General features: G+C 43.4%; 12 protein-coding genes. 6 read left to right on the top strand and 6 right to left on the bottom strand.

Features of this window, described 5'->3' with window-relative positions:
- The first annotated feature begins 133 nt into the window (after positions 1-133).
- Positions 134-1,540, top strand: a complete 1,407-nt coding sequence (locus FHS57_RS17070) for a tetratricopeptide repeat protein (protein ID WP_183975792.1) — start codon at positions 134-136, stop codon at positions 1,538-1,540.
- A 473-nt stretch (positions 1,541-2,013) separates the two neighbouring features.
- Here the strand turns inward: FHS57_RS17070 and FHS57_RS17065 are convergent, their stop codons facing one another.
- Complete coding sequence (locus FHS57_RS17065) at positions 2,014-3,888, bottom strand: glycoside hydrolase family 13 protein (protein ID WP_183975790.1); 1,875 nt, start codon at positions 3,886-3,888, stop codon at positions 2,014-2,016.
- A gap of 213 nt (positions 3,889-4,101) precedes the next feature.
- On the opposite strand from FHS57_RS17065, the gene FHS57_RS17060 reads away from it, so the two are divergent.
- The 4 genes from FHS57_RS17060 to rsgA all read left to right on the top strand — a co-directional run bounded on the left by FHS57_RS17060 (position 4,102) and on the right by rsgA (position 8,113).
- Positions 4,102-5,310, top strand: coding sequence for a DegT/DnrJ/EryC1/StrS family aminotransferase (locus FHS57_RS17060; RefSeq protein WP_183975788.1), 1,209 nt, complete (start codon positions 4,102-4,104; stop codon positions 5,308-5,310).
- A 170-nt stretch (positions 5,311-5,480) separates the two neighbouring features.
- Positions 5,481-5,975, top strand: a complete 495-nt coding sequence (locus tag FHS57_RS32085; protein WP_183975786.1) for a DUF6169 family protein — start codon at positions 5,481-5,483, stop codon at positions 5,973-5,975.
- 34 nt (positions 5,976-6,009) lie between these two features.
- Positions 6,010-7,089, top strand: a complete 1,080-nt coding sequence (locus tag FHS57_RS17050; RefSeq protein WP_183975784.1) for an iron-containing alcohol dehydrogenase family protein — start codon at positions 6,010-6,012, stop codon at positions 7,087-7,089.
- 100 nt (positions 7,090-7,189) lie between these two features.
- Positions 7,190-8,113 (top strand): ribosome small subunit-dependent GTPase A, encoded by a 924-nt coding sequence (gene rsgA, locus FHS57_RS17045; protein ID WP_229601388.1) that lies wholly within the window; start codon positions 7,190-7,192, stop codon positions 8,111-8,113.
- A gap of 74 nt (positions 8,114-8,187) precedes the next feature.
- Here the strand turns inward: rsgA and FHS57_RS17040 are convergent, their stop codons facing one another.
- The 4 genes from FHS57_RS17040 to recR all read right to left on the bottom strand — a co-directional run bounded on the left by FHS57_RS17040 (position 8,188) and on the right by recR (position 14,478).
- Complete coding sequence (locus FHS57_RS17040) at positions 8,188-9,885, bottom strand: RagB/SusD family nutrient uptake outer membrane protein (RefSeq protein ID WP_183975774.1); 1,698 nt, start codon at positions 9,883-9,885, stop codon at positions 8,188-8,190.
- 40 nt (positions 9,886-9,925) lie between these two features.
- Positions 9,926-13,072, bottom strand: a complete 3,147-nt coding sequence (locus FHS57_RS17035; RefSeq protein WP_183975772.1) for a SusC/RagA family TonB-linked outer membrane protein — start codon at positions 13,070-13,072, stop codon at positions 9,926-9,928.
- A 314-nt stretch (positions 13,073-13,386) separates the two neighbouring features.
- On the bottom strand, positions 13,387-13,764 hold the full coding sequence (locus tag FHS57_RS17030) for a hypothetical protein (protein ID WP_028522310.1): 378 nt from the start codon (positions 13,762-13,764) through the stop codon (positions 13,387-13,389).
- A gap of 108 nt (positions 13,765-13,872) precedes the next feature.
- Positions 13,873-14,478, bottom strand: a complete 606-nt coding sequence (recR, locus tag FHS57_RS17025; RefSeq protein ID WP_028522309.1) for a recombination mediator RecR — start codon at positions 14,476-14,478, stop codon at positions 13,873-13,875.
- A 203-nt stretch (positions 14,479-14,681) separates the two neighbouring features.
- Here recR and FHS57_RS17020 point away from each other — a divergent pair, with 203 nt between their 5' ends.
- The gene (locus tag FHS57_RS17020) at positions 14,682-16,100 is read left to right on the top strand and encodes an MBL fold metallo-hydrolase (RefSeq protein ID WP_183975770.1); all 1,419 of its coding nucleotides are present in this window, start codon (positions 14,682-14,684) and stop codon (positions 16,098-16,100) included.
- A gap of 76 nt (positions 16,101-16,176) precedes the next feature.
- Here FHS57_RS17020 and FHS57_RS17015 read toward each other — a convergent pair.
- On the bottom strand, positions 16,177-18,762 hold a 2,586-nt coding region (locus tag FHS57_RS17015; protein WP_183975768.1), incomplete at its 5' end, for a T9SS type A sorting domain-containing protein.

Here is an 18,762-nt window from a genome sequence, read left to right as displayed (position 1 = left end):
CTGATTATCAATTATCTTGGAAATGTGTGGGGTAAATGACGGAATTTAGTCGAAGGATATTACGTTAAAAATTTGACAGGAAAAGAAATTTTCTTATCTTTCGACTAAGACATTGACCCCATACATTCAGGATATGCAACCAGAATTCGAGGAGAGACAACCCGATTGGCGGGATTCGGTTCAACGATTTGAGGTAATGCTCAAGAACCAAGAACACGAATTTTTTGATTTGGACACCTACGAACACATCGTAGAACATTACATTGGAGAGGGGAACTGGGAGCGTGCCTTGCAAGCCTGTGAGTATGGACTAGAGCATTTTCCACATTCGTTAGAGCTTTTACTGGACAAAGCACATTTACTTGCTCAAAAACAACGTTACGAAGAATCACTCGCATTACTTGAACGTGCCTCTCTTTTTCATCCCCACGACTTAGATGTCCTTTTTATGCAAGGTGGCATCTATAACATGATGGGCGATTATGAACAGTCGGTGGAAGTATATGAAGAAATGCTTCGCTACATCGAAGACGGAGATAAAGACGACGTGCTGTTCCAAATTGGCCAAGCCTACCAAAATTCGGGCAAATACGACGAGGCAATAAAGTACTACAAATCATCGCTTGAAATTAACCTAGACAACGAAAGCGCGTTGTACGAACTGGCCTTTTGCCTCGAAATCATGGGACAATTGGAAGACAGTATCGACTACTACAACGAACTCATCGACCGCGATCCGTATTCTTACAATGCTTGGTATAACCTGGGTATCGTCTATAGCAAACTCGGGCGCTACGAAGAGTCGCTCCATGCGTATGATTATGCCACGGTCATCAAGGAAGATTTTTCGTCGGCCTATTTCAACATGGCCAATGCGTACATGAACTTAGACCGATTTGCGGAGGCAAATACCAATTATTTACGTACGCTTCAATACGAATCTCCCACGGCCGATTTGCATTGCCACATTGGCGCTAGTTTTGAAAAAATCAAAGATTTTGGCAAAGCCCTTGAACATTACCGCGATGCCCTCAAACTGGACAAAGAATGGGATGAAGCTTGGTACGGCGTTGCGGTTTGCTTGGCCGTTGAGGACAAATGGGTAGAGGCGCTCAATTGCATTCGGAAAGCCATTAAAATCAATGAATTCATTGCCGACTATTGGTTGTTGGTGGGCGACTTGGAATACAAAATTGGGAATGTCTTCTCTAGTATGGAGGCGTTTGAAAAAGCCGCTGACCTTGAACCTGACTTTGAAGATGTTTGGCTCAAGTGGTCGTTGGCGTTGTTTGACCAGAGCGATTTTAAGAAAGCCTTTGACGTAATTCAGGAAGGGTTAGATACCATTCCCGACAGCGCCGCCATGTATTATCGGGCGGTGGCCTATTTGCTTCATGGTGGCGAATACAAGGAAGCACTGCTTCACCTTGAAATCGCCCTCACCCTCGACTACAATGCGCATGAGCAGTTGTACGTTTTTTTCCCTGATTTAGAAAAGCAAAAAGCCTTGTTTAAATTAATTGAACAGCACCGAAAATAATTCTTTCAATTCTGATTTAGATTGGACCATCTTTCCCCATACCCATGCGGAAGAACCATTCAAAAGCAGCAATAAAGTAGATTAGAACATTATTTTGATGCTCACTGTGTTGAATGACTACTAAATCAAACATTATTATGTTGCAGGATAAATATAAAACCATAACAATTTTAACCTTGATTTCACTTTTTGTATTGGTGATATTATTAAAACAATACTGGTTTTTACCTTTATTCGCAACAATATCGATTTACACCTATTACAAACGACTTCAAGTAATACCCAAAGAAGACAGATTAAAGGCTATCACACCTACAATTATAGGAATAAGCTTGATTTTTATTTTTCTTGTCATTTTTTGGAATATGGCATAAAAATTTGACATATGCATTCCTTTTGTCACTTTGACGATAGGAGGAGCCTATACCCGATTTGGATGTAGCCCCCTCCTAATGTCGGAGTGACAAAGAAATTTACTTCAACTCCAATACCCACGTTGTCATTGCAGGTATTTTGAGACTTCCGAGTGAATTTATCTTTTCTTCCGTCAAAACATTCATTGCTCCCGTCAACCCTTTTGTACGTTCAGCAAAACGAGCCGTTTCTAGCGTAGTTTCGGCTGAATTGCTATTCATGATTACCATAATTGTTTTGGCAGTATCATGCCTAAAATACACGTACACGCCGTTTTGGGGAAGGTATTGGGTAAACTTACCGTTGTACAATGATGGGGTATTTTTACGGTAATTGGCCAGTTTTTTTACCAAATCAAAGGCTTCATTTTCTTTGGCAGAGCGCCCAGCGGCCGTAAATTTGTTTTGTTTATCGCCTTTCCAGCCTCCCACAAAATCTTGGCGAACCTCGGCATCGGTGGGGTTTTTCGTATTTTTCATCAACACTTCTGTCCCATAATAAAGATGCGGAATGCCGCGCGTCGTCAACAGCCACGTGATTCCCATTTTGTATTTGGCAAAATCCTCCCCTATCACCGACAGAAAACGGTCGGTATCGTGGTTGTCCAAAAATGTTACCATCTTAGACGGGTTTTTGTAGAAATAATCTTGCGCCAACGTACTGTAAAGGCGATTTACCCCTCCATCCCAACTCCAAGGCTGCGTGAGGGCGTCGCCGATGGCCGAGTAACTTGGAAAATCGCAACTACCAGGAAGGTTACATTGGAAAGGATAATTGACGTTGTTCTGCACAAAATAATTCATAAAAGCAGGGTTAGTCACAAACGTTTCCCCAAAAATGAGCATGTCAGGATATTCATCCAACAAGGCTTTATTACAACGATTCATAAACTCCATGTCGTTGTATTTGTAGGTATCAATCCGCCAGCCGTCCACCCCAAACTCTTCCGTTGACCACAAAGCGTGTTGAATCATGTAAGTTGCAAAATGTGGATTTCGGGCGTTGACGTCGGGTAAAAATGGCATAAACCAACCATCAATCAATAAGCGGCGGTCAGCCTCTGTCCCATTAGGATCAAGCATGACTTGTTCTTTGTGGCTAGTGGCGGTATAAGTCGGCCACATATTGAACCAATCCTTCGTTGGCGGGTCCAGAAACATCCAATGGTCTTCTGACACATGGTTATAAACAGCATCCTGAACCAGTTTCATTCCACGCTGATGCAGCGCCGCCGACAACTTTTTATAGCCCTCATTGCCGCCAAAACGACGGTCGATTTTGTAATGGTCGCTAAAGTGATACCCGTGATAGGCCGCTTGCATATTGCCATGAAGCTCCTTTTTTAAGCCTGTATTGTTTTCAATGACGGGCGTATTCCACAACGTCGTTACCCCAAATTCTTGTAGATAATCCAAGTGACTGATAATTCCCTGAAAATCCCCTCCGTGGCGTAAATAAGGCACATTTTTATCCGCTTGCGTATCGAGCATATTCGAAAACTTATCGTTCGACTCGTCGCCGTTGGCAAAGCGATCAGGCATGAGTAAATAAATAAAATCGGCGGTGGTAATGTTATTTGGCTTGTGTTTGCGGGCTGCCAAAGGAAAAGGCTGGGTATTTTTAAATTTGCCATTGCTAAACACCAACTTAACAACCCCAGGTTGGGTCGTTTTGGCAATCACCAAGTCTATCAAAAGGTAATTGGGGTTTTCCAGCTTTTGCGTTTTTTTAATCTGAACACCTGGATAAGCCAAACTCACTTTGGCAGTACTGATGTTTTTACCATGGACTAACAGTTGCACATTCGGGTTTTTCATTCCAATCCACCAATTGGTCGGATGCAAATGTTGAATGTCTGGATTTTGTGCGATAGAAGACAGCCCTAGCCCTCCCACGCACAAGGCAAGGAAAAAGGATTTTACTACGTTCATCATAGGTTTAATAATCAATGGTCTAAAGGCCGAAGATAAAAAAACTTTTTAGATTTATATAGCATTCCTTTCGACTGTAAATCAGGAATGGCCGCATAAAATGTTATACTTCTACACTACAAAATCACTAACTTTGCGACGTTATTGTTAAAAACTTTGTAATGAATAATAAACAGTTCCCTTTTGGGAATTAGGGGGCTATAACCAGTAAATTGTATGCCAGGAACAGAATTATACGGCGCAGAAGAGCGCAAAGAAATTAATGACGTTTTAGAGACAGGAGTTTTCTTTCGTTTTAACCACGAAGCACAACGTAATAATATTTGGAAAGCCCGCGAAATGGAAGCGGAAGTGTGTAAAGTAGTAGGTGCCAAATACGCCCATGCCGTTTCAAGCGGTTCGACGGCCATTCAAACTGCGCTTGTAGCAGCAGGTATTGGCACAGGCGACGAAGTGATTGTACCACCGTTCACGTATATCGCTTCGGTTGAAGCCGTTTTGATGATTGGTGCCTTACCCGTTTTTGCCGAAATCGACGAAACACTTTGCCTTTCAGCCGAAGGAATCCGCAAAGTTGTCACACCTAAAACCAAAGCCATTTGTTTGGTACACATGTGTGGCCAAATGGCTGACATGGAAGCCATTATGGAGGTTGTCAATGAGCATAACCTTATTTTGGTAGAAGATGCAGGACAGGCGATGGGCGCCCATTATAAAGGAACGTTTACGGGGCTTTGGGGCAAAACAGGGGCCTATTCATATGACTTTTTCAAGATTGCTACCGCAGGTGAAGGCGGCGTATTCGTAACGAACGACGAACAAGCCTATAAATTTGCCGATAGCTATTCTGATCACGGTCACGACCACATTGGCAACAACCGTGGCATGGAACAACACCCGATTATCGGCTTCAACTACCGCATTTCAGAACTTCATGCGGCCGTAGGCTTGGCTCAAACGCGTCGTGTACCATACTTAGTAGAAAAGAACAACGAGCACAAAAAGTGGTTGATGAACCGCCTTGCCAACGTACCTGGGGTTTCTTTTGCACGCATCCCCGATACTGAAGGCGATTCAGCTACGTTTTTGAATTTATTGTTGCCAGATACTGAAAGTGCCCAAGCCGTAGTGGCCGAACTAAACGCTGCAGGTGTAGGTGGGTTCAACTATTGGTTTACCAACATGTACCACTTTATCAACCAGTGGGATCACCTCAAAGAAATGCGTACAGCGGGTAAATTAGCGGTTCAAGTATTGGGTGCTCCGCAAGATTATGCTAACCTTGATTTACCAAAATCGCAAGAAGTAATTGGACGTTTGATATCGTTTGGAGTACGCGTTACGTGGACACAAACTGAGCTTGAAACGCTTGCCAATAACCTCGAAAAGGCGATTCGCAAAGCAATGGCAGCTTATACGTGCTAAACTATTTTCTCAGATGAGAACAAAAACTTACTGAACCACCCAAAAGCCTGGGTCGTTGGTTGATGGAAAGTAAACGGCAATCCCAAAAGGAAATGCAGGAAGTTTACAAGAAAAATCCCAAAATCAAGGAAATTTTTGAAAAGCTAGAGGGAAAGCCTAAGCAATAATGAGTGGAAGCATATCCTTTTCAACTCTTCCCTGAAGAACATTTTTATCTTTTCAAAACAAGATATAATGTTCGTCATGCGATACGTTTCAAACCAAGTTTTTATGTACTTGATGCTGACCCTGTTATTGCCGACAACGTGTACGAATCAATCATAGCGCAAATTGAAAAGCCAGAAGGTTCAATTCCTCCTGATGAGCAGATTTTATATACCATTGCTGCCATTGCAGAAGATTTTTTCAAAAAAGCGGAAAATATTGCTATATATGTTTGTGATGACAGCGACGGGAAAGGGAAAGCACGTAAACGCAAATTTGACGGATGGTTCCACTACCTTAATTTTGAAGGACGGGGTTTTATAAAAATTGATCAAGGCTTTCATGAAGCAGACGGCTTTAGTTATTCAGCATCACTGATTTTCAAATCTGAGAATCGAATGAAAATTCAAATAATTACTGCATTAGACGATTTGGCTGCTAAGTACAATCAACCAAAGTAACACTTTAAATTTTTTCTTTAAGACGTACAGATTCATGCATAAAAATTTCAAAGGAATCGAAAAAACCGTTTTTGGACGGGGAAGTTTTAGCCAATTGGGTGAAATCATCGCCCCACACCGTAGCGAAAACAACGGCTACATGGTGTTTATTGTTGACAACTATTTCAAAGGAAAAGAATTAGAAGGCCGCTTGCCTGTTCAGCCCGAGGATACCGTTTATTTCATCGACGTTGACCCGCACGAACCTACCACTGAGCAAATTGACATCTTGCGCGATGAGATTTTGGCCAGCAAAGGTTTGCCTTCGGGCATCATTGGAATTGGCGGCGGGGCCATTATGGACATTGCCAAGTGCGTGTCGTTGATGGTAACCAACGAAGGGTCTTCTACCTTATACCAAGGCTTAAATCTCATCAAAAAACCAGGCATTTACCACGTGGGCGTTCCTACTATTTCGGGAACTGGCGCGGAGGTTTCGATGACGGCCGTATTGACAGGCCCTGAGAAAAAACTGGGCTTAAAATGCGAATGGACGGTTTTTAACCAAGTGGTACTTGACCCCGAGTTGATTGCGACTGTTCCACGCGACTGGTGGTTTTATGTGGGAATGGATACTTATATTCACTGCATCGAGTCAGAAAATGGGCAGTTTAATAATGCTTATTCGCACGCTTACGCCGAGCAATCGATGAAGCTTTGCCGTGATATTTATTTGGGTGAAAATAGCGGTCAAACTGCCGAAAATGACGACAAACTGATGGTTGCCTCGTTGATGGGTGGTTTGAGCTTGACGTATTCAGAAGTGGGTATTTGCCATGCGATTAGCTATGGTCTTTCAAAGATTCTGGGAATGCGCCATTGTTATTCCAACTGCATCGCCTTCAATCATTTGGCAGATTACTATCCAGAAGGGGTAGCCGAATTTAAACAAATGGTGGCTCAACATAACATCACATTACCACAAGGATTGTCGAAAGACTGGACCGATGAGCAAATCACAGCGATGGCCCATGTCTCGTACAAGCTTGATCACATGTGGAATCATGCTGTAGGATATGACTGGCAAGAGAAAGTAACGATTGCCGACATCGAAGCAATTTTTAGACGACTGTAATTTGAAAAAATCAGGTAAAATAAAGACACCTCCCGCTAAATTTCAGACCAAAAGTGCAGCGGTCATTGCCAAACGAACCGAAGAAATCAACGCAAATTCATTGAAAGGCTTGGTGATTCGTTCGACAGGCTCTTGGTACGACGTTCGTGATGAAGAAGCACAAATCTGGCGCTGCCGACTGCGGGGGAAATTTAAGTTTCAGGACTTAAAAGTAACCAACCCCGTGGCTGTAGGTGACCGTGTGTTTTGGGAAATTGAGGATGAATCGTTGCAAACGGGCATCATTAACGACATTGAACCACGTGCCAACTACATTGCACGAAAATCGGTTCAAAAGTCAGCACATTCGCACTTACTTGCCGCCAACGTTGACCAAGCGATTATCGTAGCCACCTTGACCTTTCCTCGTACATCGTTGGGGTTCATCGACCGTTTGCTGGTGGTTGCCGAATCGTTTCGGATTCCGAGTGCAATCATTTTCAACAAACAAGATTTGTTTGACGAAGAAACCAAAGAATACCAAGACTACTTGATTAATCTCTATCGAGGGTTGGGTTATACGTGTTTTACCACATCGAGCGTCACAGGTGAAGGCGTGGAATCTTTTCGGGAGCTTCTTTCGGGGAAGATTTCGGTTTTGTCGGGACACTCAGGCGTGGGTAAATCAACATTGGTCAATGCCATCGCTCCGCATCTTAACCTACGTACCAACGAAGTCTCAACCTTTGCCAACAAAGGCGTCCATACCACCACTTTTGCCGAAATGTTTGAGCTGGCGCCCTCTACCTTTATCATTGACTCCCCTGGCATCAAAGAGTTGGGGTTATCGGAGATTGAAGAAGAGGAAATCAGTCACTATTTCCCCGAAATGCGTGATTTGTTGAACGAATGTCGTTTTAACAATTGCCTTCACATTGACGAGCCTAAATGCGCCGTCAAAGACGCCGTAGAAGCAGGTACCATTGCCATGAGTCGCTACGAAAGCTACTTGAGCATGGTCGGCGGGCAAGACAATCGCAAATAATTTTTTTGATAGGCTTAAAAGCAAAAGAGGCGCAAATTGCGCCTCTTTTTTCTTGGTGGGGGTTGATTGAATTATTAATACCCTGGATTTTGTTGAAAAACAGAAACACCTTCTGCATTTTTTGCACTACGGTCAATCTGTGTTTGTGGAATTGGGCGCACGTTGTGAATAGCTTTGATGTTAGTGGCGGCTTGCGGATTATACTTCTGTACTCTCTCAACTAACAAACCCCAACGTTTCAAATCCATCCAACGAGTTTGCTCACCCGCCAACTCACGACCCCGCTCTTCAATGATTTGCTCAAAGTTCATGTCAGCTTCTTTGATAAGCATGGCATCTTTTTTACCTGGCCAACCTGCACGGAAACGTACTTGGTTGAATGCTGCGACGGCTTCTGCCTTGTTTCCTGACTGCAAATAAGCTTCTGCTTGCATCAGTAACACATCCGCCAAACGGAACACAAAATAATCACGGCTACCTGCTTCATACGTTAGGTCAGGGCGCTTGGTATCAAAAAACTTGGTCAATGTAGGAAATAAAGCCTCATTGTACATACTTGGCACCAATACTTGGTATTTTTTGGCAGCACGTTGCGCCTTTGTCCATTCAACTCCTGGAATAAAAATGGCCGTGTCGCCAGCAGCGAAGGTTATCTTCGTTTTTGAATCATCAAAAGAAGGATTCAAGTTGGCTCCTGGGTTATTTGAGAGCCACGTATCTCTGAACGTCTTTTTGTAGCGTGAGTCATTGGTTCTATCTGCAAAAAGCGTATTCAACAAATACGAAGTAGGTCTCAAGCGTTTGAACGGACGGCCATAGAATACGTCGCGTTTCATACCTGGCTGCACATCATACTGCATCCCAAAGAACAAGTGAAGGTTATTTCCACCGTTAGTTGCCCCTGTGTTGTTGGTCAAGTTAGTCAAAGGATCCGACGTATATTGAACTGCAAATACTACTTCACTATTCACTTGGTTGTTTTCGTCAAAAACACTTGCAAAATCATCCAACAACTTAAAGCCATACGCTGTAGTCACTGTTTTGCACAAAGCCGCAGCTTTTGCAAAGTCGTCAGCGGCTTTAGAAGCAGAATAAGCTTTGGCTAAATATACTTTCGCCAACAAAGTTTCAGCTGCAGGTTTTGTTGCACGTCCATAGTCAGATGATTGTGCTTTTGCTTCCAATGCAGGAATGGCATCTTCCAAGTCTTTGATGATAGCCGCATACATTTCAGCATCCGAAGCTCTTTTGGTCTCTTTGGTAGGAGCCAAAGTTTCCTTCAAACGCAAATCAACCCCACCAAATTGTTGGTGCAAAATATAGTAATAATGCGCTCTCAAGAACTTAGCTTCAGCAACTCTCAATTTTTTGACAGCATCCGAAACTGTTGCCGCTGGGGCCCTATCAATAATTGCATTACAAGTGTTGATACCGCGATAAAGTTCATCCCACGTATTAATGATATAATCGACGGTTGGGTTAAGTTGGGTATCGTAAAAGTGAAAACCTTTATAACCTCCATCCGCACCCGTCGCATAAATATCGGTGCCATACTCCGTGAGGGTAAGCCCTTGCTGAGTTGCGTAGTAATACCTAAGTGAGGAATAAGCTGACTTTACTGCGTCTTCAAATCCTTTCGGGGTATTTATGTAGTCATTACCAATGCCTGATACGACTTTTTCATCCAAAAGATCCTTACATGACTGAGTTGTTAATAACAACGCTGCCACACCAAAGATTTTAATGGGTTTTATTATATTGTTTAATTTCATTGTCGTGAATGTTTTAAAAGTCTTTGTTTAAAAATCTAAATTAGAACCGAACGTTCAAACCCACCGTTGTAACCGACGTTGCAGGAACAACGTTTGCGCTAACCGATGTTGTACCATTACCCGATGAAGTAATTGTTGCTTCAGGGTCGATACCATTGTACTTGCTACGGTATTCAGACCAGATTTTTGGCTGTTGAATACTCACATACAGACGTAGCGACTCTAATTTCAATTTATTAGCAACACTTTGTGGAACCGTGTACCCAAAGTTAACATTTCTTAATTTAACGAATGTTCCGTCAAAATAAATCAATGTAGTATTGTACTGAGGGAATTCTTGGGTACTAAATGGACGAGGGAACTCATTCGTTGGATTGTTTGGTGTCCAATAATCTACTTTGATTTGTTGATAACGACCAGCCAATTGGTTTCTATCTTGGTGGAAACCACTTACAATCATATTACCGAAACGACCGAACAAGAAGGCTGACAAATCAAATCCTTTGTAAGAAAAGCGTGTTGTAAACCCTGCGCTAAAGTTAGGAATATCCGAGCCGAGCAATACCCTATCCAAAGCATTGATGATACCGTCTCCATTCGTATCTTGTACTTTTATTTGGCCTACACCTGCGCCAAGTGGGTTCGCTTTATCGCCTGGATAGAATTTAGCAGCAGTTTCTTTTTCTTCTAATTGCCAAATACCTAACTTTTTATAGTCAAAGTACGAGTTCAAAGGCTGTCCGATAAACCAACGGTTACCTAAGTCATCCACTTTTCCGTTGTAAAGTGAGATAATCTCTTCTTTATTTTTGGTAAATGTGAAATCAGTAGTCCATTTGAAACCACCCGCAGTATTTACGTTAACAGTCGTAAAGCCTAACTCAATTCCTTTGTTACGCGTTTGACCAACGTTACGAGTCACGGCTCCAAAACCAATTGAACCTGGCAGCTGATCAGACAATAGTAAGTCGGTTGTATTTGTTTCGTACAATTCCAACGAACCTTGGATACGGCCTCTCAAGAAACTAAAGTCAACCCCAATGTTAGCAGTAGCCGATGTTTCCCATTTCAAGTCAGGGTTTCCGATGGTATTTGGACGGTATCCAAAGGCTGCGGTAGTTCCCCAAGCATAAGCAGTTCTTGTCAACAACCCTTGTGTTTGGTAAGGTGCTACCCCTTGGTTACCCACTTTACCCCAACCTGCACGAAGTTTCAATAGATCAATCCAAGTCACCCCTTTCAAGAAAGGCTCATTGCTAATGTTCCATCCCAATGCAATTCCAGGGAAGTTACCATATTTCGTATTTTCACCGAAACGGCTAGAACCATCGCGACGAATAGTAGCCGTCAAGAGGTATTTATCGTTAAAATCGTAATTGATACGAGCCATGTACGAGTTAATCGTCCATTGAGTCAAACCACTACCTACACCCAATACTGACCCTGCGTTTCCAAGGTTATAAAACTGTTGTGATTCAGCAGGAACACCCTGTACGTCAGTCGTGTATCTTTCAAAATTATCTCTTTGAATAGATTGAAGTACTGTGGCACCAAAGTTGTGTTTTTGAGCGAAAGTTTTATTGTACGTTACAATATTCTCCAATGTCCAGTTGAAACCAAAGTCATTGCGTGTAGAGGCTTGCGGATCTCCGAATTTACGCGCATTGGTAGCTGCACCAATAAAACGTCCCCAACGTGAAATCGTAAAATCTGGGCCAAAGTTTACACGATACTTCAAGCCTTCGATAATTTTCACTTCTGCATAAATACTATTGAAGATTCGATATTTTTTGGTGTTGTCAATTTGAGCACCTGGCACAATCTCTGATAATGGGTTGGTCAACAAGGCATCATTCGTTGGAGAAAAGATGATGTTTCCATTATCATCATAAGGACGCGCCAATGGGTTTTGCTGAATTGTAAAACCATAAGGGTTTAAGTTTTCGCCATTTCTGATACTATACATCGTATAAGAAGAAAGACCGACCTTCAACCACTTGTTAACACTATGGTCGATATTAGCTCTCAACGAAATACGCGTATAATCTAATCCAGCGGTAATCCCTTTATCTTGAAAATAACCTCCCGAGATATAAAACTGCGTTCTATCATTTCCACCTTGTACACCTAGAGAGTGGTTTTGCATAGCTCCGTTTCTTAAAAGCAAATCCTGCCAATCTGTATTTGTACCAGCGGCAAGTCCTTTCGCTACGGCAGGGTCACCACCTAAAACGGCCACTTTGGCATCTGCTGCGGCATCAGCAACACCCGTTGGAACAGGATTTCCAGCAGCATCTTTATAACCGTTGGTAGCACGATAGGCTTCACGAACATATTCTGCAAATTCTGGCCCGCTAAACAATTGAATCTTATCGAGTGGCTTAGAAACCCCACCGTACGTATCAAATGTTACCGTCGTTTTTCCTTTCACTGGGCCTCTTTTCGTTGTTACAAGTACTACCCCGTTGGCACCTCTGGCACCGTAGATAGCCGTAGCCGTAGCATCTTTCAATACTTCCATTGAGGCCACGTCACTTGGGTTTAAGTCTTCATAACCCGCAGAAAGAGGAATCCCATCAACTACATAAAGTGGGTCGTTTCCAGCATTAAACGAACGACGACCACGAATCAAAATTTTAGGAACTGACCCAGGTCTCGAACCTGACTGAGATACATCAACCCCAGCTACGCGTCCTTGCATGGCCTGGCCGATACTGGTGATAGGCATCTCTTGAAGTTGTTTGGCCGTTACCTGCGAAATCGCCCCCGTCATTTGGCTCTTTCTCTGCGTACCATAACCCACAACGACTACTTCCGTCAGTGATTTTTGGTCAACCACAAACGTCACATTGATTGTTGTACGGTTTCCAACGGTGATTTCTTGCTTTTCAAAACCAACGGCCGAAAAAACCAACACAGCGCTATTGTCTTTTACAGTCAGCTTAAAGTTACCATCAGCGTCGGTATTAGTCCCAGTTGTAGTACCTTTTACGATAATACTTACGCCAGGGATTGCAGTATTATCTTCGGAAGACACAACCTTACCTGTCACCGTCTTATCTGCATTCACAGTTGCAGTTACTCTCACGCTACTGCCATTCGTTGGTGGGGTTTTGGCCTCTGCCCCTGATGCACTAAGCACCACAGCCGCCGCCCACACACTACACAAGATAGAAATTTTCCTCATGATTTGTCAAGGTGATTTTAAGTAGGAGATAGAATTATTTTGGGTTTTTGTATTTACTAATAGGTTTGAAACACGTTCGAGTTTAAGATTACTCTTCAAAACAGACAATATTTTATCCAGATTATTCTACGCAAACGTTATCGGGAACGTTGCCAAAATGGTAGTTTTCAAATTCAAAGTTGGTTTTATTTCATTTTTTCAGACATATTACCTTTATTTACACTTTGAACAATCGACTATATTTTTGTACTATTTTAATATCAAAAAGTTATTTCAGTACACCAATAGGCTTTTTTTGCCGATGTAATTTGTTTCTAAGAAATTTTCCAGATAATCAAACCAAGGAGAGCAACCCCTACCACTAGGGCAATAAACCAGCGAATAAAATAAAGGGCAGAAGCCAAAGGTTTGACTTCTTGATCGAGGGGGTCAATTTCGGGAATGGTGTTTACAGTCTCAATCACACGCTTCCAAAGACCACGCACCTCTTGGGCAGACATACCCATATATGCATCCGACAATTGGCCTACCAATGCCCGTGCTTCTTCGACTTCATCTGATTTGTAGGGGTGGTTATTGAGCCAAACTTGCCAGAAGTTACTCAATTCCATATCGTCAGGTTGCTGCACCCACTTTATAAAAAGTGGTTCTGCTGCAAAATCCTCAACGGTGTACTGAGCAAAATTTTTCATCGGGTACTTTGGCAATTCAACTAAGAATAAATACTGCCAAATAAGCGACCAACTCCACGATTCTACTGACAAAAACCTAAATTTTAGAAACAGACTTTTAAGTGTGTCTTAATCGTAGTTAATACGGCTTACGATACTGCGCCCGAGGGTGATTTCGTCGGCATACTCCAAATCACCTCCGATGGGGATGCCACGCGCTATGGTTGAGGTTTTTACGCCAAAAGGCTTCAATTTTTTCTGCAAATAAAACGAAGTAGTATCGCCTTCCATGGTGGGGCTAAGGGCCAAAATAATTTCTTTGACCTCCGTATTGCTTTGTAGGCGTGAAAGCAGACTTTCTATGTTCAAATCGCTCGGACTTATCCCTTCTAGGGGTGAAATTATCCCCCCTAGTACATGATATAGCCCATTAAATTGCCCCGTATTTTCAATGGCCAAAACGTCGCGACTGTCTTGTACAACGCACAAAATACTACGATCGCGTTTGGTACTGAGGCACACCCCACAGAGCTCATCATCCGAAATATTGTGGCACTGTTTGCAGTATTGCGTTTTTGTCCGCACCGCCACCAAAGCAGTGGCCAAGCTTTGAACATCTTTTTCTGGCCGTTTGAGCATGTGTAACACAATACGAAGCGCGCTTTTTTTTCCGATACCAGGCAATTTGGCTACTTCACTAACGGCTTCTTCGATCAGTTTGGAGGGGAAATTCATGTAGAGCTATAAACGAATATTTTACAAAAATACGAATTGTAGCAGCATTCTGCAAAGGCTTTTTGGGCACTCAACGCTTGTCAATGGCAATGGCAAAAGCTGACGACAATCAGTTTTTGTGTGTGAGAGATGTTACAAAAGGCCGTGGGGTAACCCCCTACTTTTGTTCCAACAATTAACAACACAAAAACACATTTACTAACATGAAAATCGAGCAAATTTACACGGGATGTATTGCCCACGCGGCCTATTATTTGGAGAGCAACGGCCAAGCAGCCATTTTTGACCCCCTCCGCGAAGTACAGCCGTACATCGACCGCGCGGCCAAAGACAATGCCAAAATCAAATACGTTTTTGAAACCCACTTTCACGCCGATTTTGTCAGCGGTCATTTAGATTTGATGAAAAAAACGGGCGCGACCATTGTATTTGGCCCTACTGCCAAACCTGCCTACGAAGCTACTGTTGCCGAAGACAACCAACTTTTTCAGGTTGGCGACTGCACCGTGAAGGTCATTCATACGCCTGGGCACACCATGGAAAGCACCACCTATTTGCTCATCGACGAAAATGGCAAGGAGCATGGCCTGATTACGGGAGACACCTTATTTATAGGTGACGTTGGTCGGCCTGATTTGGCACAACACGTCATTGCAGATTTGACAGAAGAAAAACTAGCTGGTTATCTTTTCGATTCGTTACGAAATAAAATCATGCCCCTCAGCGACGACCTCATCGTTTATCCTAATCACGGGGCAGGTAGTGCCTGTGGTAAAATGATGAGTAAAGAGACAACAGACACCCTCGGCAATCAGAAGAAGTTTAATTATGCCCTTCGTCCTGACATGACAAAAGACGAATTTATCACGTCCTTATTGACAGGATTGACAACGCCTCCTGGCTATTTTCCGCAAAACGTTTTGATGAACATCAAAGGTTACGAAAGTTTGGATAACATCATGGATCGCGGAAAACGTCCGCTTTCGGCTGAAGAATTTGAGACGGCAGCCAATGAAACCCAAGCACTGGTACTCGACACCCGCAGTGCAACCGACTTTGCCAAAGGCTTTATTCCTAACAGTATCAATATTGGCATCGACGGTAGTTTTGCCCAATGGGTCGGTGAAATGATTCCTGGCGTAAAACAAGAGATTTTGCTAGTGACCGACGAAGGCCGCGAGGAGGAGTCTATTATCCGTCTTTCTCGGGTAGGGTATGACAACACATTGGGGTATCTCAAAGGTGGCTTTAACGCTTGGAAATCTGCCAACAAAGACATCGAAACCGTCGATAGAATCACCGCTGAGGAGTTTGCAGAACAATTCACGACGCAGCAGCCGATTGTGATTGATGTGCGCAAAAAAAGTGAATTTGATTCAGAACACGTGGAGGGTGTCACCAATATTCCATTAAATACCATCAACCAACATTTAGCCGAATTTCCGAAAGACAAACCCTTTATTTTACATTGTGCAGGCGGATACCGCAGTATGCTGGCTGCGTCAATTTTAAAATCCAGAGGTTGGGATAATTTTGTGGACGTAGCAGGTGGGTTTGTCGCCATTAAAGCTACAGCTAAAGTCCCCGTTTCAGATTATGTTTGTCCAAGTACCTTGTTATAGTACATCAATATATCTATAAACAGAAAAGCCCCTGCCGAAGCAGGGGCTTTTCTGTTTATAGATTCTATTTATTCAACTAGAACTTCACCACTTTGAGCGTTGCTTGCTTATCTGGGGTGGTTACACGTAAGAAATAGATACCTTCTACCAGCTTCTCAACCTCAAACTCTTCTTGATGTGATTGCGTTTCTGGCACAAATTTACGCTCTAACATTGAGCGACCCGCCACATCGACCAGTTCTGCTTTTACAGCTTGTCCTTTGGCACCTTGAATACCCAAACGCATCACTTTCGTGACTGGGTTTGGCATTACCTGCGCGAAAGAAGTAGAATTTGATGACATATCTCCGTCTGCTAACTGCTGACCGTTTACGGCTGACCTTGCCGCACCTTGGCCTGGCCCATCTTTTGAAACAATACGGAACCAAAACTCTTGGTAGGCTAACACATTACCCTGTGCTTGACGTGTAGCTGGATAAATACTTCCCCAACCCTTCATATCCCAGTAACGAACGCTAAGCTTGTACAACCCTTTGGGCAAACCTTCGTCATAAACATTTTGACCCTGTTCATTCAGTTGATAGAAGCCATAAGCAGGGTGGTTAGGTGCATATAACTCAGTCCAGCCTTCACGGTTAGCATACATAAAGTAAGGCGCGTTGTTCTCATGTGTGTTGAACGAACGAATCACGCCCATTTCTGGCGTTGCTCGCATATCAAACGTCAACGAACCATTTGTTCCTAAAGCACAAGCATCGGCATGAATCGTCCAATAACGGGGTGCAGTTTTATTTACGTTTTCTGTAAAATAAATCGTCGGATTACCTTGCGTGCTTTGCTCCAATTCGGGACCTCCATCTTTAGTAATAAATTGACTATTCCACAAAGACTTATCATTCGCAGGTTTCACCGCCGATTGGCTTTGGCCAATGTTGATCAATGTTACTACAAAAGCATTCCAATAAATATCCTTGTGAATACTTTCCGCACTTTGGCAACCGCCTTCAAAAAGACACTTCGCCCAATACGTTTGCTTCGTTACGTTGTTGAAGGCTACTTCAAAACTTGGTGCAGTGACACCCGTGTTCCAAAACGTCTGACTGCCTACGGGACAATTCGCCGAAATCGTGACCGTCGTGCCTGTACAAACTGATTCTGCACTTGCAGTCACAATCGGCGCCACGTTCACAGGTAACACTGTGTAAGTAACGGTGTTGCTAGGCGTACTCAAACAACCCTCAGCATTTTGACAACGAGCATAGTACGATGTAGTGGTTGTCGGTGGAGTCGTTGGCAAATTTGGTAATGCTTGGTTAGTCACCGCATTGTACCACAAAGTCGTGAAGCTACTGCAGGTTGTGCTTCCTGTAAACGTAGCCGAAGGTGTACAGCTGTTAAGCGGTGTAATTGACACTGTAGGTGTAATACTTATCGTTGTCAACTTTAATCTCATAACCGCCGACTCAGTTTCAATACACGAAGGTGTCCCGTCAGATTTACGGCAACGAACGCGGTAATTATGGAAGTTTCCATCCACAATCTGAGAAGGAATTGTTGTTGAATAGTCTCCTCCATCAACCGAATAAAGTAACACCTCACCTGCTCCACAAGTCGCATTAAATACCAACGCATTACCATCCTGATCACACAATGTTGCCGACTGCCCCGCTGGGATAGTTGTTCCGTCAGCTACCATTGACACATTTTGCGGTATTGATGCACGATAATTAATCGTCAATTCTATTACCCCCGAATAGGTCGAAGCACAATTGGCATCACAGGCCGCTTGGTAGCGGTGGGGTTGGTTATTAGATGATTGAGAAACTGGTGCTGTTGTCGACCATCCGCTCCATGCACCACTGCCTACTTGAACTCGCCAAACGGGATTACCCACCACACACAAACCTGTAACATTAAACTGTAAACCGTTTTCAGGATTCGCATCGGTGTCGCAAAGAACGGGATTGTTGCCCTCGTTCAAGGTTTGTTGAAGCGTAGTTAGGGTAATCGTTGGTTTGTTTTGAACGGCCACACTGCCTGTAACGTTCGGCGAAACACAACCTCCAGCATTGCTCATGACAAGTGTATAAATGATCGAACTACCCGTCGCAGGGCCACTCAAATTAACCACAATCGGCGTTGAAGGTAGTGAGCCGTTGGTAACCGATGTAATTCCTGCTCCCGTAATCGAATAGCTTGTTGGGGTACCCGTCGTGACTGTGTAAGGTATTGTAAAGGAGGTCGCTCCTGCACAAATAGGCGAGCTTGCTCCTGTTGTAATGCTTATGTTACTAGGTGGAGTAACAATGTCTGCACCCACACTCGCCTCCGAAGTACAGCCTGCATCATTCATTACTGTAAACGTGTATGTTCCTGAAGACAACCCTGAAACTGTCGTAGTAGCCCCCATTCCCGTACTAGTTACTGACCCAGGATTACGCGTCAATGTCCATGTGCCACTTGATGGTAACCCACTCAACGCTACGCTACCCGTTGCCAATGCACACGTCGGTTGTGTTATTGTACCAATTGTTGGGGGAGTTGGGTTTTGCGTAAACGTCACCGCCACATCATCCGTTGAAGCAACACAAGGACTGTTACTTATCGTCCAGCGAAGTGTGTAACTACTGCCTGCCGTACCTGTAAAAGTGGACGTCGGGCT

It is taken from the genome of Runella defluvii, from assembly GCF_014195535.1.
Lineage (GTDB): Bacteria > Bacteroidota > Bacteroidia > Cytophagales > Spirosomataceae > Runella > Runella defluvii.
The sequence above is the reverse complement of the archived record's forward strand: the minus strand, read 5'-3'. Positions and strand labels throughout refer to the sequence as shown.